This is a genomic window from Verrucomicrobiaceae bacterium, assembly GCA_016713035.1.
GTDB lineage: Bacteria > Verrucomicrobiota > Verrucomicrobiia > Verrucomicrobiales > Verrucomicrobiaceae > Prosthecobacter.
On record JADJPW010000005.1, the window covers coordinates 1 to 24,177 of the forward strand.

Annotated in this window: 21 protein-coding genes and 2 pseudogenes; 11 read left to right on the forward strand and 12 right to left on the reverse strand. The window is 59.6% G+C overall.

Features of this window, described 5'->3' with window-relative positions:
- Positions 1-874: 874 nt before the first annotated feature.
- The 7 genes and pseudogenes from IPK32_16835 to IPK32_16865 form a co-directional block, all read right to left on the reverse strand.
- A complete protein-coding gene (locus tag IPK32_16835) occupies positions 875-1,684 on the reverse strand; it encodes a hypothetical protein (GenBank protein MBK8093591.1) in 810 nt (269 codons plus the stop codon).
- A gap of 503 nt (positions 1,685-2,187) precedes the next feature.
- Positions 2,188-2,529 carry a hypothetical protein gene (locus tag IPK32_16840; GenBank protein ID MBK8093592.1) on the reverse strand — a complete coding sequence of 114 codons (342 nt, stop codon included), beginning with the start codon at positions 2,527-2,529 and terminating at the stop codon, positions 2,188-2,190.
- An 865-nt stretch (positions 2,530-3,394) separates the two neighbouring features.
- Complete coding sequence (locus IPK32_16845) at positions 3,395-3,550, reverse strand: hypothetical protein (GenBank protein ID MBK8093593.1); 156 nt, start codon at positions 3,548-3,550, stop codon at positions 3,395-3,397.
- A gap of 1,584 nt (positions 3,551-5,134) precedes the next feature.
- Positions 5,135-5,305, reverse strand: a complete 171-nt coding sequence (locus tag IPK32_16850; protein MBK8093594.1) for a hypothetical protein — start codon at positions 5,303-5,305, stop codon at positions 5,135-5,137.
- A gap of 199 nt (positions 5,306-5,504) precedes the next feature.
- Positions 5,505-5,960 (reverse strand): hypothetical protein, encoded by a 456-nt coding sequence (locus IPK32_16855; GenBank protein ID MBK8093595.1) that lies wholly within the window; start codon positions 5,958-5,960, stop codon positions 5,505-5,507.
- Positions 5,961-6,177: 217 nt separating this feature from the next.
- A pseudogene (locus IPK32_16860) lies at positions 6,178-7,573 on the reverse strand (ABC transporter permease).
- A gap of 28 nt (positions 7,574-7,601) precedes the next feature.
- Complete coding sequence (locus IPK32_16865) at positions 7,602-7,883, reverse strand: hypothetical protein (protein MBK8093596.1); 282 nt, start codon at positions 7,881-7,883, stop codon at positions 7,602-7,604.
- Between the two features lie 140 nt (positions 7,884-8,023).
- Between IPK32_16865 and IPK32_16870 the strand changes: the two genes are divergently transcribed.
- The 6 genes from IPK32_16870 to IPK32_16895 all read left to right on the forward strand — a co-directional run bounded on the left by IPK32_16870 (position 8,024) and on the right by IPK32_16895 (position 15,131).
- Positions 8,024-8,893: a CPBP family intramembrane metalloprotease gene (locus IPK32_16870; GenBank protein ID MBK8093597.1), complete on the forward strand. Its 870-nt coding sequence runs from the start codon at positions 8,024-8,026 to the stop codon at positions 8,891-8,893.
- Positions 8,890-9,597, forward strand: coding sequence for a PepSY domain-containing protein (locus tag IPK32_16875; protein MBK8093598.1), 708 nt, complete (start codon positions 8,890-8,892; stop codon positions 9,595-9,597). Before IPK32_16870 ends, IPK32_16875 begins: the two co-directional genes overlap by 4 nt.
- 93 nt (positions 9,598-9,690) lie before the next feature.
- Complete coding sequence (locus IPK32_16880) at positions 9,691-11,304, forward strand: right-handed parallel beta-helix repeat-containing protein (protein MBK8093599.1); 1,614 nt, start codon at positions 9,691-9,693, stop codon at positions 11,302-11,304.
- A gap of 45 nt (positions 11,305-11,349) precedes the next feature.
- Complete coding sequence (locus IPK32_16885; protein MBK8093600.1) at positions 11,350-13,299, forward strand: AAA family ATPase; 1,950 nt, start codon at positions 11,350-11,352, stop codon at positions 13,297-13,299.
- Positions 13,296-14,531 carry a hypothetical protein gene (locus tag IPK32_16890; GenBank protein MBK8093601.1) on the forward strand — a complete coding sequence of 412 codons (1,236 nt, stop codon included), beginning with the start codon at positions 13,296-13,298 and terminating at the stop codon, positions 14,529-14,531. The genes IPK32_16885 and IPK32_16890 overlap by 4 nt, the downstream gene beginning before the upstream one ends.
- Positions 14,532-14,558: 27 nt before the next feature.
- Positions 14,559-15,131, forward strand: a complete 573-nt coding sequence (locus IPK32_16895) for a hypothetical protein (GenBank protein ID MBK8093602.1) — start codon at positions 14,559-14,561, stop codon at positions 15,129-15,131.
- A gap of 32 nt (positions 15,132-15,163) precedes the next feature.
- Here IPK32_16895 and IPK32_16900 read toward each other — a convergent pair whose 3' ends face one another.
- The 3 genes from IPK32_16900 to IPK32_16910 are packed head-to-tail and all read right to left on the reverse strand — an operon-like array spanning position 15,164 to position 17,291.
- Entirely contained in the window at positions 15,164-15,448 is a 285-nt protein-coding gene (locus IPK32_16900; protein MBK8093603.1) for a hypothetical protein, read from the reverse strand.
- Entirely contained in the window at positions 15,382-16,575 is a 1,194-nt protein-coding gene (locus IPK32_16905) for a HAMP domain-containing protein (protein ID MBK8093604.1), read from the reverse strand. The genes IPK32_16900 and IPK32_16905 overlap by 67 nt, the downstream gene beginning before the upstream one ends.
- Entirely contained in the window at positions 16,572-17,291 is a 720-nt protein-coding gene (locus IPK32_16910) for a response regulator transcription factor (GenBank protein MBK8093605.1), read from the reverse strand. Before IPK32_16910 ends, IPK32_16905 begins: the two co-directional genes overlap by 4 nt.
- Positions 17,292-17,366: 75 nt before the next feature.
- Here IPK32_16910 and IPK32_16915 point away from each other — a divergent pair.
- Positions 17,367-18,224 (forward strand): annotated as a pseudogene (locus IPK32_16915) (YHYH protein).
- A gap of 276 nt (positions 18,225-18,500) precedes the next feature.
- Positions 18,501-19,340: a DUF1566 domain-containing protein gene (locus tag IPK32_16920; protein MBK8093606.1), complete on the forward strand. Its 840-nt coding sequence runs from the start codon at positions 18,501-18,503 to the stop codon at positions 19,338-19,340.
- 33 nt (positions 19,341-19,373) lie between these two features.
- On the opposite strand, the gene IPK32_16925 is transcribed toward IPK32_16920, so the two are convergent.
- Complete coding sequence (locus tag IPK32_16925; protein MBK8093607.1) at positions 19,374-19,985, reverse strand: restriction endonuclease; 612 nt, start codon at positions 19,983-19,985, stop codon at positions 19,374-19,376.
- Entirely contained in the window at positions 19,982-20,995 is a 1,014-nt protein-coding gene (locus tag IPK32_16930) for a site-specific DNA-methyltransferase (GenBank protein ID MBK8093608.1), read from the reverse strand. Before IPK32_16930 ends, IPK32_16925 begins: the two co-directional genes overlap by 4 nt.
- 905 nt (positions 20,996-21,900) lie before the next feature.
- Between IPK32_16930 and IPK32_16935 the strand changes: the two genes are divergently transcribed.
- The 3 genes from IPK32_16935 (at position 21,901) to IPK32_16945 (ending at position 24,073) form a co-directional block, all read left to right on the forward strand.
- Positions 21,901-22,821 (forward strand): fibronectin type III domain-containing protein, encoded by a 921-nt coding sequence (locus tag IPK32_16935; protein ID MBK8093609.1) that lies wholly within the window; start codon positions 21,901-21,903, stop codon positions 22,819-22,821.
- A 50-nt stretch (positions 22,822-22,871) separates the two neighbouring features.
- The gene (locus IPK32_16940) at positions 22,872-23,249 is read left to right on the forward strand and encodes a four helix bundle protein (protein MBK8093610.1); all 378 of its coding nucleotides are present in this window, start codon (positions 22,872-22,874) and stop codon (positions 23,247-23,249) included.
- Between the two features lie 71 nt (positions 23,250-23,320).
- The gene (locus IPK32_16945) at positions 23,321-24,073 is read left to right on the forward strand and encodes a hypothetical protein (protein MBK8093611.1); all 753 of its coding nucleotides are present in this window, start codon (positions 23,321-23,323) and stop codon (positions 24,071-24,073) included.
- The last annotated feature ends 104 nt before the right edge of the window (positions 24,074-24,177 follow it).

A 24,177-nucleotide genomic window follows, 5' to 3' on the forward strand; every position in this document is an offset into this window, starting at 1 on the left:
CGCTCCAGGCCACTCTTGTGGCTGGGTTTTCGCCCATTTGGGTCTGCGGAGGCCGACGAGGTAACCGGTGCTGTGGCACGCTGTTTAGCTGACAACCCCATCCAACACCCCTGGCAACATTTGGAAGCCCGGGTTTCACCGCGCAGCGCATCCCCGTCGATCTGTCGCACCCTCCATGCGGGAGAAATCTTCTCCATAGACCCACCCGCAGCCCCCGCAGGTCGCACCCTGCACAGCAGGCATGAAGTCCGCCGGATTCGCCTGCACGATCTGCTCTAGCCAGGTGTAAGATCGCTCCCGCAGCGCCGGGGCAAGCACCGGAGGCAGGTTTATCTTATGCAGGTCATGGGAACCGGTCTGACCCTCATCATACGGCATGCGCGGCCACGAAATCGCACCACCTGCGCAGCCAAAGGCGTCGTGGCGCGATGCTGGGACGGAGTCCCGCAGTGTAAGCAGATATCGGGCATGTGTGGTGAAGAAGTGCTTCGAGTATCCCGATTTCTACCCCCCATGCTCTGCGCTCCTTGGCGCCAGAGGAGGCGGGAATTGCCGCGTCAGCCTTCATCACGCAGGCTCCAGCAGGGAGATCAAGGGCAAAATGCCGTCCGCAGCCAGTCTTCACAAGATTGTCGGCTGGCATCCAATGCGAGCAACGCCTTACCTCGAAGCAGCGAAAAACAGTCCCGGAATGTGCTCCGAAGCCAGTTCGTTCATGAGGTGGCGATTTCCTGCTCGGTCGGATGTGAGCGCTCTGGATCATCAGCGATCAACCAGCGCTGGGAGATGACGATGGATGCACCACACCAGGCACGATGCCGGGCAACTGACTCCTTTGTCCGAGACGATGACGCCTTCCAAGATACCATCGTCATCAAAGATGTGATTGTGCCGGGCAAAGCGTCACGCAGGTGATCGAAGCGGTGGCGGAGGCGGGCTTCCAGCAGCCGTCCTGCCAGCGGGGCACCATGCCAAAGGTTCCTGTCCAGGTCCGCTTCAACGCATAGTGGTCGGAAGTCGCGAAAACGCACCTCGTGCTCGCCTGTTCATCGCTGACCAAGGGCAAGGCTTCAAACTCAGACTCTGCGATCAGGCACTTGGCTGATTTTGCCCACTTGATGAGGCGCTGAACCTGAACTTCCGCGAGGCTTCCGCCTGTGCTGCCAGCACCTGCTGAAGCAGAGGGAGCGGCCGCTTCGCATGCACGAAAGCCCGACGTGTACGCGACGACCTTGGGATGGGGTGTGAGGTGGGAAATGCTCGTTACGGGTTCGACTACCGGGAACCGATTTGTCAATCTGGGAGCCTCACATCGCCGCGTGGCTGCAACTGGAGATTGCCTCACTGCCGAAGTCGGTGTGCCGCGTAGCCGCCAGGCGAGGATGATGGCGGCAGCGGAGTGCGAAAGGCCGCGCTGCACACGCTGCCCGTTGCCGGGTGGCCATTTCGCAGTGAGCCGGAGTGGGCTGCGTCTGGGCGAGGCGAACGGGGGCAGCGTGCGGACGCCAAAAGCGGCGAATTCTGCCCCACGTGCGGCGGCGGCACTGCCGTTGTAAAAGCGAGGCCGAACATGTAAAAAGTGGCCCGCAGGGCGGTAGTGGTGTTGTGGCTGGGCCAGAACAACGCAGCGCCAGAGCATGCCGGGGAGCTTGTAGGCGGCGGGCGCGAAGTTACAGCCTTCCACAGGCTGATTTTGGCCAGCAGCTATGGCTTTGGCATCCAACGATCCACCCCGACCTACCGATATGGTAAGACCACTACTGATCGTCTCACAGCAGCACCAGATAGCGCCGCGATGAAAAAGCCCAGTGGCATGGCCCCCAGGCTGCCTGCAGGGGCACCGATGAGGATGCATACGGGGTGCGGCACGCTGCGTGATACGCCGCCGTGCTGCGCACGCCGAAGCCACCGCTCGGGTGGTGCCCAGGGCAGGAAGCAGCCCACGCTACCGACGCAGTGCGGGCTGGTGACGAGTCCGGCCATGACCCCCGCTGCGCTGGTATCAGCTGACTTGCATGGGCAGGTCGAACCGCCGGCAGCGCCGCTGCGGCGCATTTTGAAAGGCGATGATGAAGAAAAAAGTCCAGCCCGTCAGAAACAGGCCGAAGAGCAGCGCCACGAGCAGCCAGGGCTTATTGGAGATAATCTTTGGGATTGAGGGAACGCATTGTTTTGGAGAGGCGTGGATCAGGTCAAACAGGCGTGTCGATCCCGCGTGTGAGCTGCAGGTCGTTTTGTTTCCGTATCAGTGATGACGCTGAGTAGGATGCCCTCGCGGAAGGACTTCACCGGCACGGAGATGATGAGCGTGCGCTGGTTTTCCTGCCATGGGCTGGAGTGTGATGACCTGCTCATTGCAGCGACCTGCGTGTCTGTGGGCAACCCGCTGTCCAGCGTGATGCGGAAGCCGCCTTCACGGTTGCAGCTTGTTGATGACGCGGATGGTGAGAACTGGTTCACCACCACGCCATCACTGCACTTTTTGAACCAAGAGGCCCTACTCCATTGCGCACCGGGGCTGGCTTGCATCCGGGAAACAGGCGTGAGGCCACGATGAAGGCCGCGACTCCTGCCATATAACATGAAGAGTATAAAACAACGTGCGCGGGCGGATGAGAGCGTGTTTCCCATGCCACGGCCGGTGGTGGCAGATCATGGCGCAGCACTCCCGTGGGCCAGTGCAGCTTGGTCATGATCTCATCGCGAGCATCTACACGCGGCACAACCGATGCCCTCGACCTGGAGCCCATTCCGGACCTCGCTGCCGGTGGGGCACACTTGCGCAGGCGGCGGTCACGCACAGAACCAGCGCTTTCCCCTTTGCCGCGCGTGTCCCCACAACAACTTATCGTGACCGATGACCACGCTGTGATCGTCCGTGAAAACGGTTTGGAGCCTGCCAGGGGGGCATAAAATTCCGCAGAACTACTCCCAGGACCAACGGAAGCTAAAATATGACGCACCTGTCAGAACAGCACCACTCCAAGGCCACTAGATGCTCCTGCGGTGGCCCACTCATCATTTCCTTGCAGCCCATGCCAGAGACAAAGCCGATCAGTTGCCGTATGCGCGATGAGTGCAGAGACAATGGTAGATGCCGTGGCCGGAGCACACGTTTGGTGATTTTTGCGCGGGTCCACGGTGCTGCATCCAGCGCACGCCGATACGGTCACATCTCCGTCGATCAGCCGCTCGTGCGGCGTACGTTTTCAAGAACACCGTGTAAGGGCAGGTCCATCCGCACCAGAGCCGCCAAAGGCGCCGTGAAGGTGGCGAAAGCCAGCCCGTGACGACAGGGAAGCCGATCCACAGATCCTGCGTAGCAAGGTGATGCCGGAAAGTGAAACCGCCGCTCCGTAAAATAAAAACGGCCAGGTAGCTTCGGATGGTGAAATCACGGCGGCGCGACTGCAGCCAAAAGCATCACTAGCGCGGCCCAGCCCTGCGCCAGCGTGTGAAAGGGCCTGCGAACATCCGCTGGATGCAGGGACTTCTTTGATCCGTCTGCGTGGATGCTGGAGAACTCGACGCAATGTGTGTTGGGCTTCATTGTGAGCAGTGTTAACTGTGGCGCAGAATGCCCCTAGAGCTTTCCTCTTTGCGGATGGGTAAGGTAGTTTTTGCAGCTGAACTCCACTTTTCTACGATTCCATGCAAAGATGGTACGCCCATCACGCCATTTCGGGCCACCGATGAAGAGGGGGGCTCTGTAGATTCGCGGGACAGCATCCGTTTTGACCAGCACTTGCTGCTCGCCCAGACTTGGAGGTGCAGATTCGCCCTGCCTGCCATCAACCGCTGGGCGCTGGAGTCGGTTTTGAGGAACAAATCACGCGTGGGCACCACCCAGGATTCATATTCGCGGAGCACATCCTGCGGAGGTGCCCCAGGATCTCGTAGTGCTGGTAGGGAAGACTTTGGCGGCGAGGCGCTTGGTGAGGTCTTTTTGCGGCCTTCGGGGCACTAAGCGCTGCCGTGACCTTGGAGGGCATCATTCACGGCAAATAGGCGCTCCCCAGACTTTACCGTCGGTGTGGCCGGTTTTGGCCAGGAGCGGTACTGGCTGCTGCGCGGCTCGAAGAGATGAAAAACAGCATCGAAGCCTGCCCGAAAGCAGCACGCGGCACGCCGAGGCGCCGCTGGGGCGGCGACAGTTTTGCGGCATTGAGTGCGGGTAGCTTCGTTCCGGCATGCGGAATCGTGTTTCGTTGATGACTGGGCACCTGGGTTGGCCTTTGGCATGGTGGCGCTGGACGAGCAGGACGCTGCCTTTTTCGTCAAAAAACGTGGTGGTAGCCACTTCGGCGTCCCGGATTTCGCGTGGTGTGGACTTTGAAGCGAAGTGATCTTGTGGTCAGCAGGCATGGGCTCTAGGCCTCCGAGCATGATGACAGTGGCGCGAGCTAACTTCAGAGTGGAAGACCTCGGCGCTGATGGTCGGATTCGGCGTGTAGGGCTCAGAATGGCTTTTTATTGGTGCCCGCCTCGAACCCATTTGCATCCAGGCAAAGCCGGCCACGACTAGCGCCGCTGCCGTTTCGCAGAAGTGAACCAGGGCACGCGTAGCCAGCTAAATGACCCGCCGGCATTTTAAACTCTCTGCGCGGCGGTTTTGCTCCCGCTGCTCGTCGATTTCCATTTGGGCGATGCGGACTTGGATGGGAATTGAAAAAGTCCGGGCATGAGGAACGGGCAGCGGGCAGATGCGCCTTGCGCAGCGAGTGGCGCTGAGGCGGCGCATTTGCCTCCGCAGCCGGAGCTGCGGATCGTTTCAGGGCGGCTTCGAAAGCGGCGTTCTCGGATTCGTCATTTCGTCGTCTAGCCAGCGAATGAGGTCGTGGTTTTCGTCAAACAGGTTTCATAAGTGTCTTTGAACATTTCCTGGAGTTCTTTGCGTGCGTAAAGGCGGGACATCACGGTGCCCAGTGAGCAGGGCACCATCTGCGCTGATCTCTCTCTTCGACGGAGCCCCTCCACCTCCGCGGAGGACGACGACTTGGCGGTGATCTGGGGAGAGGCGGCTGATGGCATCCTGGATGCGGCGGCTCAGCGCGCACGCTTCATGGCACGGTCCGGTGCATCGAATGCCTGCGGTGCAGTGCGTCCGGGCATGGCGCGGTGCTCGGTGTGCTCGTCATCGAATTCGCCTGCGCTTTCGATCTTCTTTTGCGCAGCCAGTCGTAGGTGACGTTGTGGGCGATGCGGGCAGCCAGGTGTAGAAGGCCGCGTCCAGCTTGAAGTTCGGCAAGGCACGCCATGCCTTGATGAAGGCCTCTTGGGAGAGGTCCCCATGCTTCAGTTTCATTCGTACTGAGGTGGTAGGTCATGGCGTAGATGCGCCCGCGGTAGCGTGTGTGACCAGCAGGTCAAACGCGCGTGTGTCGCCCGCTTTGGCCTACGTTTGACCGGATCCACGTCGGTGGGTTCGACGGGCTCGGTCGCGGCAGCGGCTGCGGACATGTTTCAGTGGTATTGGCGGGTTTCTGACGCGGGGGCCGGGCTCTTTATTCGGTGAAAAAAATCAGGGAATTTTCAGAGTCTGTCGGGGCGGATGAGATCGCTCGTGAGGCCGTTGGCGGCCTTGATCTTGGCCACGCTGGTCTTTTCTTCAAAGCGATGCCGTAGAGGGTGTCTCCCTTGCCCACAGTGACTTTGGAGCCGCTGCTGGATTTGGGTTTGGCCTTGGACTTCGATTTGGAGGCGGTGGTTTTCGGTTTGGACTTGGGTTTTTGATTGCTGCTGCTCGTGGTGCTGCGCTTGGGCGTGCTGTAGGAGTTGGAGGCGACGGTTTTCTTCGGCGCATCAAAGGAACACGGATTCGCGCGGGTGGCTCTGGTGCGGAGGCGGGTGGTGGCGGTGTCTCGTAATTCGGCATGGTCACATCCGCCGGGCCGCTGGAGCCAGGGTAGGGGTGTAATGGCCGTCGTTGAAGTTCGAGGCGTAGGGGGTCGCTCACACATTCGCTGCGGGATCGTTGGTCGATTTGCAGGCGGCTAGGCAGAGGGATGCGGCGAGGGCGAAAAGAAAGGGCGTTTTTCGTCATACAGAGGTCGCCATGATGCGGTCAGCGGTGGGGATGGTCAAGGCTAGGGAATGTTTTAAAACGGAGAGAAATTAGCCCGCATTTTCGCGCAATGACTCGGAAGTGCCCAGTCCTCAGTGCTCAGTGGGGGAGTTTTACGAGGCAAAAATGCAACAGAGCACTGAAAACTGAGCACTTGGCTCAGAGGGTCGCAAAATCAGAAGGATGCGCTTCCATCCCGGAGTGTGAAAATGCGGGATTAGGCGGCTTACCGCCGCCGCTCTGCCACCACGGCCAGCAGGATCCACAGCTCCGAGCACGATGTTTTGCGTATTGCTCTACATTGGTCAGATTCATGCCGTTCTGGATCACGGCGATGACAGAAGGCACCCAGCAGCGTGCCCAGCATGGTGCCACGCCCACCACTGAGACTCGTCCCGCCGACGACGGCGCGGCGATGGCGTGCAAAGCTCATACTTCGTGCCAAAGGTGCCGCTGCCGCTCTTGGTGCGAGGCCATGACCACGCCGCCCAGACCTGCGAGCAGGCCACAAAGCGTGTACGCCAGCACCGTCACTCGCTGCACCGGCACGCCGGAGATCATGGCCGCCTCCGCATTGCCGCCCACGGCATAAAGATGTCGCCCCAGGGCTGTCTGCGTCATCAGCACATGCGCTACCGCGTAGAGCAGTAGCATGAGTAGCACCGCATTCGGCACACCTGCCAGATCCGCGCCCCGTCCCAGCCAGATGAAGCTCTCTGGCACCTGATACACGCTCTGATTCTCCGCCAGGCGGAATGACAGGCCACTACATACCAGCATCAGCGCCAAAGTGACGATGAAGGCTGGTAGCCGTAGCCGCGTGATGAGCACTCCATTCAACCAACCGCATGCGCCGCATACCGCCACCCCGCATGCGCCTGCCGCCAGCATGCCCACGGTGCCCGCGCTGGTGCCGCCGCAGGCATCACGGATCACCAGTGTCGTCACCACCGCGCTCAGGGCGATGAGACTGCCCACGCTCAGGTCGATCCCGCCTGCCACGATCACCATCGTCATGCCGATGGCCAAAATGGCGATCACCGCGATCTGGCTGGCGACATTGAGCAAATTCTCCGCAGTCAAAAACACCGGCCAGCGTGTGCTGCGTGGCTGGAGCACGCGAGTGTCCTTCATCGTCGGGAAATCCGCGCCCAGATCGCTAAAGACCAGCCACCCCGCAGTCACATCCGTGCCGGCGATGTAGTCCAGCCCTCCGCCAGCCTCGGCGATGCGCCGCAGCGCCGCGCGGGCATCACGCGGCTCGCCCTGCACGACGGCGAGCACGCTCGCGCCGCGATTTCTCAGCTCTGCCTCCGCAGCGCTGGCAAAGGCGCTGTCCTCCGCCTGACCACTGCGCACCGCCACCAGCACGTGGGCGCCTTTTTGCACCTGCGCAGCCACCTCACGCCCAGCAGCCGCGCCACGCGGCATCACCTCCGTCAGCGTCAGGACGCTGAAGAGCCCGCAGAGGACGAGCAGCACGATGACGCGTGAAAACTGGTCGTGCATGGGAGGAAGAGGACGAAATCGGTGTGCCTCACACCGCAGGTGAAGGCGTGTGGCCTTTTTCGATGAGTATCTTGTCCACCATCAGGATGTACTTCAGCGGATACTTCTTCCGCTGGTATTTGCGGAACATCAGATCGCGCAGCATCAGCCAATCTTCATCCGTGGGATGCTCCAGCGGAGCCCAGGCGGGCATCTCGGGCTCGATCAGGTAGTGCCAGATCCAGTTTCGGAAGTCCCAATAGGCACGCACATAGCGCTTGCCTCCTTCGGGGATGGATTCGTGCCATTCGTGCGCTTGGTTTTTTTTCATAGATTGATGCGAGGCTAGCATGCGATAGTCACCCCGCGCATGCAACCTCCCGGTCCATCTCGTTCTGCCCTGCCGCCCCTGCTCGGCTACCTCGCCGCCATCTTATCGGCGGGGCACTCCTCGCGCCGCTGCTCTTTGATTTGGGGAAATGGGCTCAGGCATGGCTCAGCGGCTCCTCGCTGCGTGATCTAGGCATCACGCAGTGGCTGCTGGATGAGATCCGCCGCGCTAGCTTCACTCGCTACTTCAACCGGGCCGTGCTCGTGCTCGCGCTGGGGCTACTGTGGCCGCTCATGCGGCTCATCCGGCTGGATCGGCGTGTGTGGCCTCCGTTGGTGCCTGTGGGCACTGGGATCAAAGAAGCGCTCACCGGCTTCGCACTCGCGGCGGGGCTGCTTTTTGGCCTGGGGCTGCTTTTTATCCAAAGTGGCGTGTATCAGCTCAAAGCGGACGCGGCTTGGCTACGGCTCGCGCCGCATCTCACGGCCGCATTGGGCGCAGGAATCATCGAAGAGCTGTTTTTTCGCGGCGCACTGCTCGGCATCCTGCTTCGCAGCATGAGCACGCGGCAGGCTTTTTGCTGGTGTACCTTCATTTTTGCCATCGTGCACTTTTTGCGTCCACCAGAGAGCTGGCAGCTCGCGGATGAGGCTGTGCGCTGGCATAGCGGATTCGCCGTGCTAAGTCAGCTCTTCAGCGGCTTTGGCGACTGGCGCTTTTTCGTGGCAGAATTCCTCACGCTGACCGCTGTGGGGGCTGTTTTGGCCTTTGCTCGGCTGCGCAGTGGCCGTCTGTGGCTGCCCATCGGCCTGCATGCGGGTTGGGTCTTTGGTTTGAAGTATTGCATGGCCCTCACCCTGCCCACCGCGCTCATCACCAGCGGCCAGAGCCTGCCCTGGATCGGCGCGAACCTCAAAATCGGCCTCGCACCATTCGCGACGGTACTTTTCACTGGCTTCATCGTGTCGCGGCTCCAAAAGAAGCCGCCTCACTCGATCACTCTCACATGAATCCCCGCACCATCCGCAAGCTCCACCGCTGGCTCGGCCTCTTCTTCAGTATCTCCGTCCTCCTGGCCGCTGGCAGTGGGGTGATTCATAACGTCATGACACGCACGCAGGCCCCGCCACCGCAGGCGAAGCCCTCCGGCGGTGGCATGGACGTGAACGCCATCCGCATCAGCGTCGCAGAAGCCACTGCCAAGCTCGGAAACCCCTCACCCGCCGTGCAAGCCGTGAATCTGCGCGGCATCGGTGGCCAGCCCTGGTATCAAATCTACACCCCAGAGTCGAAGACACCGCACTACATCAGCGCCGTAGATGGCCGTGTCGATGCCGCCCAAGATGAAGCCTACGCGGCGGAGATCGCACGCGGCTTCCTCGCAGGCTCCGAGGTGAAAAAAACCGACTACCTCACCGCCTTCAACACCGAGTACCTGAACATCTTCCGCATCCTGCCCGTGTATCGCTTTGATACCGGCGACGCTCTCGACACCCGCGTCTATGTCAGCACCACCACCGGCAGCGTCACACGCCACACCGATCGCCAGCGCCAGCTCGAAGCCACCATCTTCACGAACTTCCACAAGCTCGGCTTCATCCGTGACAAAGACACCCGTGACTTCGTCCTCACCGTGCTCACCGCAGGCACCGCAGTCGTCGCGCTGCTCGGCATCGCGCTCTTTTTCGTCACGCGTCCGCGCTCACGCGGATGAATCGGGGTCAAAATGCCGCCCTCCGCTCTCATGGACATGCCGCACGTTCTTTGAGCGTGGAATTTGGCCAGCCAAAGCCGTTATGATCGCGCCATGAAGCTCTTTTTGTGCCTCGCTCTCCTCACCACCATCACCTTTGCCGATGACTCGGCAAAACTCGCCGCTCTGCTCGCAAAAAGTGGCGTCGTGACCATCCCTGCGGGCGATTACCATCTCGATGGCACTCAGCCGATCCCCCTGCGATCAAACACCACCATCATGGCCCACGGCGCACGCTTCCTCCTGCCGGAGTCGCTGCCGGACAAAGCTCGCGTAGTGCTTTTTGCCGGGGAAAACATCGCGCACTTCGCATGGCATGGCGGCGAGTTCATCGGGCATGTCTTTGACCCCGCGAAGAAGGACAACACCTGGGAACCGAACGCCAACACCAAAGGCATCGAGATCACCACCACCATCGCAGGCGGCACGCACGACATCCTTTTCCGCGATGTGAAATCCAACGGCATAGCCGCCGCCGTCATCGGCGTGCATGGCAAATACGGCACGAAAAGCGAGAGCGAAGTCGAGCACTACGCCGAGCGTGTCACTCTCGATAGCTGCACCCTGCTGCGCAGCGGCAAGTTCATGTGGGACTACGGCTACCTGTGGCAAATCATGACCTTCCCCGAGTCCTACCAGCCCTGGGAAGTCGAGCGGGCCAAAAAATACTTCCGCACCGATCTCATTCGCGAGGTGGCCTTCAGCGGCGACCTCGTGAAGTTCGACAACACCATCAAACCCATCGCCATCAGCGCCACCGATGAGCCGAAAGAGGCGCTAACCTTCATGGGCAATGAATTGCCGAAAAACATCCTTCGCGGCCAGCAATACTTCGTCGCCGAGTCCACCCCCACGCACATCAAAATCGCCGAAAAACCCGGCGGAGCGCCGATTCGCTTCACAAGCGACGGTAGCGGCACTTTGGCCTTCAACATCAGCGCCACCTACCTTTCCGCCTATGCCCCGACCGGCAGCGGACCCGGCAAAGGCACCTTCGACATCGTCGGCGCACGCGATGTGCGTGTCACGGGCTGCCAGCTCAGCGCCATCGGCGACACCATGCACATCCAGCGCTGCAAAAACATCGTCTTCGCCAACAACCATATCCTCGGTAGCCGCATGGGAGCCTTCTTTTTGGCCGAGTATTGCCAAAACGCCTCCATCACCGGCAATCTCGTCGATGGCACCAATGGCAGCCGCGTCATCAGCGTCGAGAAAAGCTGCACGGATGTCACCATGACCGGCAACACCTTCCGTGGCGGCGGTCGCGGCGCCTGGATCAACCAGCCCGTAAACTTCATCATGACCGGCAACGTCTTCATCAACAACACCACCAAAAACGACCCCGACCCACGCCTCGGTCGCATCGCCTTCCAGACCGCGCAGCCTGGCCACTTCCCCGAGCTCTACTTCACCCTCTACGAGCCCGGAGCCACCTACGGCCCCATCATCGTGAAGGACAACATTTTCCACCTCGGCCCCCATTGCCCCGAAGAAGCCGTCACCTTCGCCCCCAATGGCCACGACCTCGTCTTCACCGGCAACACCTTCCAAAACAAGCCCGCCACCATCGTCGTCGATCCCACCTGCACGCGTGGAACCATCGAAGGCAATCTCGGCGCAAAGACCGTAAAGAAGCCCGTCGATTTCAATCACGGGCGGCGGTGAAAAGAACCCGGTTGTTCCGCATTCCTAGCCGGATAGACCTTCCTTATGCTCGTCAAAGCCTTTCTCGATTTCGTCGCCACTGTGGATCGTGCCACGATTCTGCCCACACTTGCGGCGGCGGATCAAACCCGCGCAGAAATCATTGAGCGCTTCCCGCTCGACGAGTTTGCCACACTGCCGCTGGAGCGCTTCGCCGTCGGCAAAAATGACAAATCCACGCTCTGCTATCTGCTTGAGTTTGGTTCAGATAGTCTCGGCAGCATGAGTGGTGGCAGCGCGGGCAAGCTCGGCGTGTATTATAATCGCAAAAGCCAGATGTGGCGCAGCGCAATACCGGACATGCCTGACCCGCAAGCAGCTTGGCAGGCACTACGAGCGGACTTTCTCAGCTGCATCGAACTCGGCAAAACTGGACGTTGGGATGAGATCGACGCACTCCCGGTTGCTCGCTATACCTCAGCTCTGCGCACGAAATGGCTGCACGTACATTTCCCGGATGAAGTCATCAATATTTACTCCTTCTACCACCTCAAGCAGTGGATCAGAATGTTCGGCGGAGTGAGCAAACGCATTCATGGCAAAAGATTCACCGCCTTTGCAAACCGCCAGCTTGTTGAAATCCTCCGCGCTATTCCAGAACTCAACGGACGCAGCCTCCGGGAGATTGGCCACCTTCTTTACAGTTGGCCGGAGAGTCCTTTGCGCAAAACGAAGCCTAGCGACGATGGAGATGACGATGATGAAACCAAAACAACGCCAGCCATGATATGGACGAAACCACCCCTGAACCAAATCCTCTACGGTCCGCCTGGCACTGGCAAAACTTATGAAGTCATTCGCCATGCCGCTGAAATTATAGAAGGCCGCGAAATTCCAGACGATGACCATGCCAAGGCCGCCTATGACAAAGCCTGTGATTCAGGCCGCATCCGCCTCGCCACCTTTCACCAGTCATTCAGTTACGAGGACTTCATTGAGGGCATTCGACCGGTGATGCGCAAAGACGGGACGGCGGGTTTTGAGGTGAGGGACGGAGTTTTCAAGGAAATTGCCAGTGATGCCAGAATCGCATGCTTATTCTCGGCTTCCCAAAGTAACGCGACAGTCACCAGTGGGGGCTATCAGCGGCCCAAAAGCGATGATTCAGAAACGGGACGCGTGTGGAAAATCGCTGACGAGCTTCTGCAAATTTCCGGCAAACAACCTGAACGAAAAGAAATCATCGAGGAAGCGGTGAAAGCTGGCATCAATTTCAACACAGCAGCTACTCAAGCGAGCAAGTGGCTGAATTCCCAAGGCGTCGAACCACCCGTTGAGGATGACGACGAAGTTGATCCTGTGGTTCAGATGGAAGGAAATCGGCCCTACGTCCTGATCATCGACGAGATCAATCGAGGGAACATCAGCCGCATCTTTGGGGAGCTGATCACGCTCATTGAGGAGGACAAGCGTGAGGGCGCGGAGAATGCGTTACGAGTGACTCTGCCTTCCTCGCGTGAGCTTTTCGCGGTGCCACCGAACCTTTACATCCTCGGCACGATGAACACGGCGGACAAATCGTTGGCCCTGCTGGATGTGGCGCTGCGGCGGCGGTTTGAGTTTGAGGAGCTGGCTCCGAACTTCAGTTTTTGCGAGGGGCTGACTGACGAGATGAAAAGCGTGCTGAACCGGCTCAATGAGCGGATCGAACTGCGGAAGGATCGCGATCACCGCATCGGTCATGCGTTCTTCATGGGTGTGAAGGATGCAGAAGGCTTCAACCGTGTGTTTCGACGGAAAGTGGTGCCGCTGCTGCAGGAGTATTTCTTCAATGACATCGACGGTGCACGCTTCGTGCTCGGAGAAGAGGCCCCAAACAGTGAAAAAGGCTTCCTACGGCCCCTGAAAGCCAAAGTGGAGTCCAAATACCAGCGGAACCGCTGGCGCTGGTTCACTGATGAAGAGCCGGAAATGGACTGCTGGGCCGTTTTGAACGCCAACCTCGCTGAAACGTGATTTCTGAGCCTTTCCGCCTCTGCGAGCATCAACGTGTGAACGTGAGCTGGAGCTACGACACACGCCAAGCGGTGCTGGCTTCGGCTACGGCCTGGCAGGAGTCCCATGGGCTGCCGCAGCCGCCATTGAGTTTTGAAGGACCAGACGGTACCGTGTTGAGAGCGCAGCAGCATGTGGGCGTGATCGAGGCGGGTGGTGTTTGTGTGGAGATTTATCCCAAACTCGACGCCGGAGTCGTGAAGGACGGGCAGGTGACGGATCAACGCGCCGTCACAGTGATGAAAAACCTGCTCTGGCTGCTCGAAGAGTCAGGCCACGAAGGTCTCATCGACGCTGGCGAAGCCGAAGTGGAGGAATCTCCCGATTCCATCTGCGATCTGTTGGCGTGGCTCTTTGCGCGGCGACTGCGTCACCAGCTCGGGCTGGGGCTGGCACAGGAATACATCGGCATGCGGGATGATCTGCCGCTAGTGCGTGGGCGCATTGACTTTGCAAGGCAGTCCACGGTTCATTTTGCCCGCCCGGATGTGATCGCGTGCTCGTGGGATGAGTTCACGCCGGATACACCGCTTGCCCGCCTGCTGCGCTGCGCCGCCGAAGTGCTTCTTGAGCGCGTGCGCCTGCCCGGCGCCGCTGCGGACTTGCGTGATGCGCTCGCCATGTTTGATGAAGTCGAATCCGTGCAGCCCGTTCAGGCAGTCGCAGCAGCCACAGGCATTCGCTGGTCACGGCTGAATGTCCGCTGGAGGCCGTGCCATGATCTTGCGCTCGCTGTTTTGACCGGTCAGGGCCGTGAAATGCACACTGGGAGCAGCGGCAGTTTCGTTTTCCTCATCGACATGAATCGCCTCTTTGAGGACTACTGCCTGCGCTGGCTCGAAAAGACCTGCAAGCAGCGCATCGAGCCGCAAAAACGTCTTGGTACGCTGCTTGTGGCCCCGGACAAACGTATCGCGCAGGACGCGGACTTCTTCTGGTTGGATGAAAACGACATCTGGGTCGGCGATGCAAAGTACAAGCTCCCCGATGCCAAAAACTGGCCGCGCATCGAGGATCTGCGCCAGCTCATCTGCTACGGCCAACTCGCACAACGAATCCACACGGGAAAACCCAGTAGGCTCATGATCCTGCACCCTACGACGGGTGAGGAGAACTGTGAGACGGTGCAAACCTTCGATGCACAGGAATTGCGTCTTCAAAGCATTCGAGTCACTCGCAGCGATCTAGCCTGAGATTCATCTCCAACACAACCCACCACCATGCTCCTCCGCCTCATCTCTCTCCTCACGCTCGCTTTTCTCACCACAGCTCGTGCAGAGCAGTTTGTGCTTTTTGATGTGACGTTCACCTTCACGCAGGAAGATGCGCTGAATTCGAAGCCCAGTCAGTCGCACTACTACCTCAAAGACGACCGACTCAATCCGCAGCGTCCGAAGGACTGGACGGCACCGGTGGATTACCGCAACGGCACGGCGCATCTGCGGCTGGAGGTGCTCGAAAAACCAGCTGGGGATCAGCCCAAGTCATGGAGCGTGTGCTACATCCCTTACAAAGGCCAAAACCACGGCTACGGCTGCATCGGCACGGGGGCGTATTCCAAGACGGGCGTGATCGAAAAGGATCTCGATATGACGAAGTTCTGGCAGAACAACGACATCATCTGGAGCCAGGGCATCAAGGAGATGCATCTCGTCCTCAAAGACGATAAAAACCTCCACGCTCACAAGCGGCCCGATCCCGAAAAATTCTTCCCCACGAAGGTACGCATGACGCTGATCCAGGTGTCGAAGGGTGCGAAGTATGATCCCTCACAAGTTCCAGCCGCGAAGTAACGGATCGGCGGATTTTTTGGCAGCCGCTCCTCTCATGGCAGAGTGATCTCCACCACCAGCCCGCCGCCCTCGCGATTCCGTGCTGTCACGGTGCCACCGCAGGCTTCGATGCAGCGCTTCGTGATCGCGAGGCCGAGGCCGCTGCCACCTGTGTTGCGGCCACGGGCCGCCTCAGGGCGGAAAAAGGGCTCAAAGAGGCGTGCAATGGCCTCTTCGGGCACTCCGGGGCCACGATCTGCGATTTGGAGTGTCACGTGGCCGTTTTCAGCGTTGGCGGTGATTTCGATGTTTTTAGCGTAGCGGATGGCGTTGCGCACGACGTTGCCGATGCCGCGATCCAGGGCGTTTTGCAGGCTGTGGAGCTTGATGTCGCCGATCTCGAGTTTGATGCCGTTTTCGGGCGCTTCGCGGGCGAGGATGTTTTGGAGCAATTCGCGCAAATCGAGGTCTTCGGGCGTTTCGCGGTCAGGGATGGTTTCGGCTTTGGAGAAGGCGAGGACCTCTTCGACGAGTTTGGCCATGTGCTGGAGCTCGCGGTCGAGTTTTTGCAGGTAGGTGGATTGATCGGGCGTGCTGCGCTGCTCCACCACGCCGAGCGCCATCTGCATGCGGGCGATGGGGCTGCATAGCTCGTGTGCGACATCGGCGGTGATGCGTTTTGCTCGCGCATGTAGTCGCCGAGCTGCGCGGCCATGGTGTTCACGGAGGTGGAGAGCTCGCCGAGTTCATCGCTGCGTTGTTTTTCGATGCGCTCGTCGAATTTGCCATGCGCGATGCGGCCTGCGGCGTGGTTGAGCGTGCCGATGAATCCGGTGATGCCGCGCACGAAGGGCATCCACATGAGTGCGGAGATGAGGAGTGCGGCAGCAGCGAGCCAGAGCCACGGGCGCAGATCGAAAAAGAGGCCGCCGCCGCTGATGCTTTCAGAGACCATGACGAGCGTGAGTGAGCGGCCGTCCTGCGCGACGAGGTCGAGATGCACACCAGCCCAGTAGCGAGCGGGGTCGCCAGCACGCATCATGAAGCGCGGCTTCGGCGGTGCATCGGCAGGACGTTTTGAGACAGGGCCGGGTGCGCGGCGGGCGAGTTTTTCTCCGAGTGGACGGCGGTCGATGAGTCGCGGCATGACCTCGGGCGGTGGCGTGAGCGGTTTGCCATGGAGCTGCTCGCCGCGTCCGTCAAAAAGGCCGAAGGTGACGTCGTGTTTTTGATCGTAGTCGCTCAAATGAGCGGGCCATTCGCTCTCGGCGAGGCGGGAGAACTCAAAGGTGATGGTCTCGCCGATGGCGGCGATGCGATCACCGGGCTCGCCGGAGAGCATCCAGTCGAGACCGAGGCGGAACTGCGCCTTGAGAAAGAAAAAGAACAGCAGCGCCAGCACCGCGAGGTTCAGGGCGAACCACGAGAGGATCTTGCCGTAAAGCGGTAGGCGCACGCGGCTCATCGGGCGGGAGTGACGAGTTGATAGCCGTAGCCGCGCACGGTTTTGATGAAGCGCGGCTCCTTCGGGTCATCGCCGAGTTTTTTGCGCAGCGTGGAGATGTGCATGTCGATGGCGCGGTCAAAGACATCCCACTCGCGGTCGGCGACCTCCTCAATGAGCTGTTCGCGTGTTTTCACACGGCCATGGGCCTTCGCGAGTGACAAAAGGAGGCCGAACTCGGCTGGCGTGAGCTGCACGGGCTGGTCGCCAAGGATGACGTCGTGTGTTTCGGGATTGATGCGCAGTTCGCCGATGACGAGTTCTTTGACGGGGGCTTGCGGAGCTGTCTCAGCGATCCAGCCGGTGCGGCGCAGCAGGGCGCGGAGACGGGCGAGCAGCTCGCGAGAGGAAAAGGTCTTCGGCAGGTAGTCGTCGGCACCGAGTTCGAGGCCGACGATGCGGTCCACCTCCTCGCCACGGCCGGTGAGCATCATCACCGGCACTTTGGACTTTGCGCGGATGCGACGGAGCACCTCAAAGCCATCGCAGCCGGGCATCATGACATCGAGGATGATGGCCGCCCAAGGCTCGGACGTGGCGCGTTCGGCTCCGTGCTCGCCATCGTGCTCCATTTCGACCTCGAAGCCCATGGGCTTGAGGTAATCGGCCACGAGCTGGCAGAGCTCGGTGTCGTCGTCGATGATGAGGAGGCGCATGGCGGAGTGTGATGCAGACATTCCTGTCTGCAAGGCCGCCTGGAAGCTCGTGCAGACAGGAATGTCTGCATCACCCTTTACACAATCCCGACAAATATGTCTGTAGAGGGTGAAGAGGGCCTGACACGGAGTTTGCAGCATGGGGCAACCATGAAACGCTCTCTTGCCCTCGCCTGCCTGCTGCCGCTCGCTTTGCATGCCCATACTTTGCCCTCTGGGGACAAGGAGGCGCTGCGGGCGCATATTTTGGAAGAGTTTATGCAGAAATCGGGGGCGAAAAAGGTGAAGCCGGTGGAGGCTCCGATCCCGAAGACGCTGAAAAGGCCGCTGCAGGTGGCTTCGTTTTCGGCGTTCGATATTTCGTCGTTCATGACGAGCGGGTCGGCGCTGCCGCCAGCGGGGAACGGGCTGCTGATGGCGGCTTCGTTTGCGCCGTTCAAGCCGAAGGTGCGCTACAACTGGGATGGGACGACCTTTTTCCTCGAATCGGACAACACGCCGGAGGGCATGCCGAACAAGATGTTCGGGATCACGACCTGGCAGCAGCAGGTGCCGATCCCGGCGGCTTACTTTGCGCATTCGACGAGCAATGAGAACAACGCGGGCTCGCTCGGCTATCAGCAGCCGAATGTGTGGCGCATCCCGCTGGTGCCGGTGCCGTCGGCATCGCCCATCGTGATCTACAATCCACCGGCTCCGCCGACGAACTTCCTGCGCGGCGCGGTGGCGCTGGCGTCGAACGGCATCGCGATCTTCAATCCGTCGAACAACGGAGGGAATGTGTCGTATGAGATCGGCGAGCTGGACTACTACGGCGGTCACTGCGGTCTGGCGGATGATTACCATTACCACATCGCACCCACGCACTTGAACACGCGCTTCGGTGGGCCGTTGGGCGATGACAAGCCCATCGCCTGGGCGCTGGATGGCTATCCGATGTATGGCTTTGTGGAGCCGGATGGCTCGCCGCGGCAGGCGCTGGATGCAGAAGGTGGTCACGATCACGGCGGTGGCTGGGGTTATCACTATCATGCCATGGGCACGACGACGGTGGATGCGACGCATCCGTATGGCACGCCGCAGTCGCCTTACCTGATGAAGGCCTTCCACGGCACGGTGGTGAATTTTGGCAATCAGGTCGATGGTCAGCCTGCGGTCGGAAATCTGCGTGCGGATGGCACAGGCGGCTACAATGCGAAAGCAGTCGCCGGGGCCTACATCGTGGCGCAGATGAATCCGGCGCCGCTGGTCACGGATGGCAGCGGGCATCTCAATCTCATCGCGGGCGTGAATCTGACGAACTGCGCGACGACTTACGGCAGCACGACAGTGACGTGTGCGAGCACGACAGGGCTGACGACGGGGCTGGCAGTGGTGGGTTATGGCGTGAGCAATGGTGCCCGCGTGACCTCGGTGACGAATGCCACGCAGTTTGTGATCAGCATCGCGGCGATCGCGACGACGACGGGCCGGAACTTCAACGCGGTGTCGATGGCCAACGCCTCGCCGGATGCGCATCTCATGCGCGTGAACATGGGCGGCCTGGACTATGACGAGTGCTGGACGATCAATCGCAAAGTGAATCCACGCTCGCTGACGATGACCTGGCGTGCGCAGGCGCTTGTCGGCGGAGTGCTCAGCGGTCCGGTTTTGACGACGACGCAGACTTACACGCCCACGGCGGGCACGGCTCCGGCGAATCGCCTCACGGCGTATCCGATGGGCGCTTGGTCGGAGGTGAAGCTGCCGGACACGAGCCAGGCGATCAGCACCACGACGACCTTTGGCGAGGACAGCGACTACACGACGGCTCCGGCGGCGAATCCGCAGTCCTTCACCGACAATGGCGACGGCACGATCACGGACAACGTGACCGGCTTGATGTGGCAGAAGGCCGACGCGGGCGAGATGACGTGGGAAAACGCGGTGAACAATGCCTCCGCGCAATCCACCGGCGGCTACAGCGACTGGCGTCTACCGAATCCGCATGAGCAGAGCAATAGAAGCGCGGCTATCCTACCGATTACCTTTGGCGCAATGCGTGATGCGCAGCATCTGGCAGTTCTTTGATGGCAATGCGAATGTCGGGAGCACACTGTAGAATCAAGGTTCGACACCGATTACGACCAAAGGCACAGCAGGAACGCCTCTTCCATTCCGAATCACGTTGTATAGTTCACCTTCAAAGTAACCTGGTCCCGAGGACATCTGCCGCTGAAGCGACTTCATCGCTAGTATCTCAATCCCAACGTCGATCTGATCACGCATATAGAAGGCAAGGTGCTTCACGAACAGGTCATAGGCGACAAACGAATACTTTCCGAACTGCACTTCGATAGCGACCCGTTCTTTGACGAAGTCAGTCTGATTGTAGCTCAGAATCGGCGTGTAGCCGGCACTGGTGATTTCGTCTTTTTGTTCGTCAGCAGATTTTTGCAGTGTTTGCCGGATCAACTTCTCGTCTTCGGTAACCCAGTAGGTGACTCGGCTCTCCTTCCACTGCTTGTCGGCCAGCAATGTCTTGAATGATTCATTCATCGCTGGCGGACTGTAGAGAATGTCTCCCTCCATGCCTTTCTCTTTACTGATTTTTGTCTTACAGGCTTCGGCATCGACAGCAACAATGACGTCTTGAACCTCTTTCCAAAGCTTCTTGTGATGAACCATCAGGTATTCAAGTCCATTGAGATGGGAGTAAATTTTCGCGATTCTCATTTTGTTTTGCGGGCGCGTTTTGGCTTCGGATATGTAACCGGAACACGGTTAAGGTTCTCTACTTCACTGCGATCTGGAGTCTCAAGGAGCATCATCTGCTCATTTTCATGGCCGTTTCCATTCAGCCAGGGTGCGGAACGCAGTGCTAATCCTGCATCATCGGGATTAAACACAGGCTTGTTCATGGGCCGAACTGGCAGGGTGCCTTGGATTGACTTGGTCACTCGGTCACGCGCAATCTCGGCGTAATGGGGCATTACTTCCGCGCCGACCCCCCTGCGCCCATGCCTTATGGCCGCAATAATTGTTGTGCCTGCGCCCAAGTATGGATCGAGAACAAGATCGTTTGGACGAGTGAGGGACAAAATCAAACGCTCGATAAGTTCGACCGGAAACTGACACGGATGATCACTCTTCTCGACATGGTTACTCTTGACGTTTGGAATGACCCACAAGTCACCCGGATTTTTCCCAAGCGGATTGCAGGAATACTCGCCGGCCTTCGGCCCCTTAAAATACTTCTTACCCGGATACTTTTGAGGAATTCGAATTGGATCGACATCAAAGTGGTAATCATCACCTTTCGTGAGCCACATGATTACCTCATACCGACCAGATAGTCTCCGGCTGCAATGTAGTCCATGTTCAAAATGCCAGACTACCCGGTTTCTCATCTGGAGACCTAGTTCGCTAAAAACAGGGAATAAGAGGTAATCCAGTGGAATTATCGCCCCGCGATCCACATAGTTTCCGACTTGCCAGCATATGCTGCCTCCTGGCTTGAGTGTCCGGACGCATTCTTGAATTACAGCTCGCTGGTCATCCACATATTGCGCGACGGGGTTTCGCCTCTCGTAGGCCTTTCCAATATTGTAAGGGGGCGAGGTTACAACAAGGCTGGCGGCACCGTCGGGAATGCTGCGCAGCAGTTTCAAGCAATCGCCTTCAAAGACAACTGCGCGTTCTTGAGGCCCATATTTGCGGGCTATTTTTGGATCATTTTCACTCATCATCTTGGTCTCAGCTTAGGCCAATCAGACTGCCATCAAATGTTGAATGGCAAAAGGGCGTTCTCTCGGCGCAGTGCATGGCAGCGATTTGCGTAGCACAGCTTTTGGTGGTGCGCTCGATGAGGCCGGAGATGTGGATGCCCTTGGTCATGCCGCAACTTGAAACAATTCTTGGCCGCTGTCTCCACTTTTAGCTTTGACCTTGTCAGCGCGTGAAAGAGCCCTTGCCAAAATCCGGCCCGTTGAGGCAAATGTCTGTCCCATGCCGAAACTGTGGTCCTGGGACTCTGGTTTGGGGTGGGAGAGCCTCACACCGGGGATGGCATGGGATGCGATGACTGCAACAGCCCCGCCCCCGGCACCCCAAACGCCTCCCGTTTGGTCCTGCCGACGCGTCGGCAGCGCTAGACGGCTCTCATCTGCGATAGCCGGGGCGTCGGCAGGGCTGGACGGCTCCCGTTTGGGGCAGCCGAGGCGTCGGCGGGGCTGGACGGCTCCCGTTTGGAGCTGCCGAGGCTCCGGCAGGGCTGGACGAGGCCCGTTTGGGGCAGCCGAGGCTCCGGCAGGGTGAAACGGCTCTCATCGGTGAGAGCCGAGGCGTCGGCAGGGGTAAACGCGTCCCGTTTGACGCTGCCTTTGCGGCTTTTTGACCGGGCGGGGATTCCGCCAAGCCCGCAGTGGCATGGCAGGGCCAGGCGGGGGTTGACGGCTGAAACACGACGCATATTTTTCGGGCCAGTTCGTCCTTTATCACATCGGACTGGTTGTCCGGCGGAGGGAAGAACCCACCAACCAGCGGCAACCCTTCACACACGAAATACGTGGCTCGATTCGGACAAGCATTCTTCGGCGACGGCTCACGCTTCGGGGCGCAGGACCCTCCGCGACCAACTAGAACCAAAAACATGGCTTCCAACGCCCTACCAGATAAACGCGACCGCCTTTTCGCACTCGGCGATGATATGTGCGACGGTGCCCATACCCACGAAGTGGCGATCGGGCTCAAACAAAACACCGAAGCCGTGGTGCGCCCGGCGCTGGATGCGGCACGCGCTGCCGAATCCACCTACGGTGCCTGCCAGGTGCTGAGAAAAAACGCGAACGCCGCCCACAACACGGCGGACAATGCGGCGAAGGTGTTCATCACCAACGCCAAAAAGCGCCTGTCGAAGTTCTTCGGCGAAGCCTACACCACCGAATGGGGTGCGGCGGGCTGGCCGAACAACTCCACAGGAATGCCAAGCACCCAGGCGGAGCGTTTCAGCCTGATCAACAGCCTGAAACTCCACTTCACCGCCAACCCCGCCCATGAAAGTGCGGACATGGAGGTGACAGCGGCGCTGGCCACCACGCTGCATACCACGATCAGCAATGCACGCGCGGCGCTGGACCAAAAAGTGACGGAGAGCGGGCAGGCGAAAGCTGCCCGCGATGCCGCCGAGACAAACCTGCGCAAGCGCCTCCGTGGCATGATCACCGAGCTGGAAACGCTGCTGGGCGCGGAAGACCCACTCTGGCACGCCTTTGGCCTCAGCCGCCCTGCGGATGAAGAGACGCCCGAAGCGCCCAGCTTCACCACGGCGACTCCGGGCGGTGCTGGCATCACCCATGTGGACTGGGATGATGCGCTGCGTGCGGATCACTACCGCGTGTGGATTCTCATCGTGGGCACGGACAATGATTTCCGTGCGGTGGAAACCGTGACCGATAGCGATGCGACCCTGAGCGGCCTGCCAAGCGGCAGCACGGTGAAGATCCAAGTCACCTCCGTGAACGGTGCGGGCGAAAGCGGCGCGGGACCGATCGCGCAAATCGTTGTTCCGTGAGTTGAAGACGGGGAGACTATCAGACTATCAGACTGGGAGACGATGAGACTATGAAGACGAAGATTGTTCGGCATACGGATTTGGAAGTGTATCGGCGTGCGTTTGCGGCGGCGATGCAGGTGTTCAAATTGAGCAAGGCGTTCCCGAAAGAGGAACGTTACTCGCTCACCGATCAGGCTCGCCGCGCTTCCCGGTCTGTCGCCGCCAACATCTCTGAAGGATGGCGCAAACGGCGTTACGCGGCCTCGTTCGTCAGCAAGCTCAACGATGCTGAAGGCGAGGCCGCAGAAACGCAAACGTGGCTGCAATTCGCCGTGGAGTGTGACTACCTCAAACCCGAGGACACCCGTGCTTTATATGCCGAATACGACCAACTCATCGCCATGCTCGTGACGATGCAAAACCAACCCGAAGTTTGGAAACTTTGAGACTGGCAGCAGTCTCCCCGTCTGAAAGTCTCCAAGTCTGACAGTCTCAAAGTCTCAAAGTCTTCCCAGTTATGCCTTTCGACCCAGCATGGCCCCAAAACGGCCAAAACATCGACGCTGACCGTTTTCGTGGTCAGTTCGCCGGAATCATCGACCTCATCGGCAGCGGCTCCGGCATCAATGCCGCGCAAGTGGACAGCACGAACACCCTGCCGCCGAGCACTCCGGCGAATGCGAGCGTGAGTGTGGTGGGGAACACGCTGCATTTTACCTTTGAAATCCCGCAGGGGCAGGAAGGCCCGATGGGCCAGCAGGGGCCGCCCTTTTCACAGGCGGTGGTGGATGCGGTGAACACCGTGAACCCCGGCGATCCCGCTGCCGTGGGCGTGAGCTTCGATGGAACAAACGTGCGCTTCACCTTCGACATCCCGCGTGGCAGTGATGGCGGCCAAGGACCCGCCGGAAATGACGGTGGCCAAGGGCCACCCGGCAATGACGGCGCTCAGGGACCGCCCTTTGCGCAAGCGGTGGTGGACGGTGTGACCACACTGGACCCCGGCAATCCTGCGACGGTGGGCGTGAGCTTCGACGGATCAAACGTGCGCTTCACCTTCGGCATCCCACGCGGCAACGATGGCAGCAATGGAAGCGACGGCTCCCAAGGCCCACCCGGCGAAATCAGCCAAGCCCAACTCGACAGCGCGATCAGCGGCACGAGCGCGAACACCAACAACGTGAGCACGCTGGACACTGCTTTCGCCGATCCTGACATGGAAGCGATGCGCCAGAAGCTCAATGAGATGATCCTGAATGGGCGGAGGTAATGTGACTGCCATTCTCCTCAAGGCTTGACTTGGCTTGTCATGCTTCGTTACTCCGTTTGTCCTGTCTGACCTTCGTTTGGTTTGACTGGCATCCAAGCAAACGG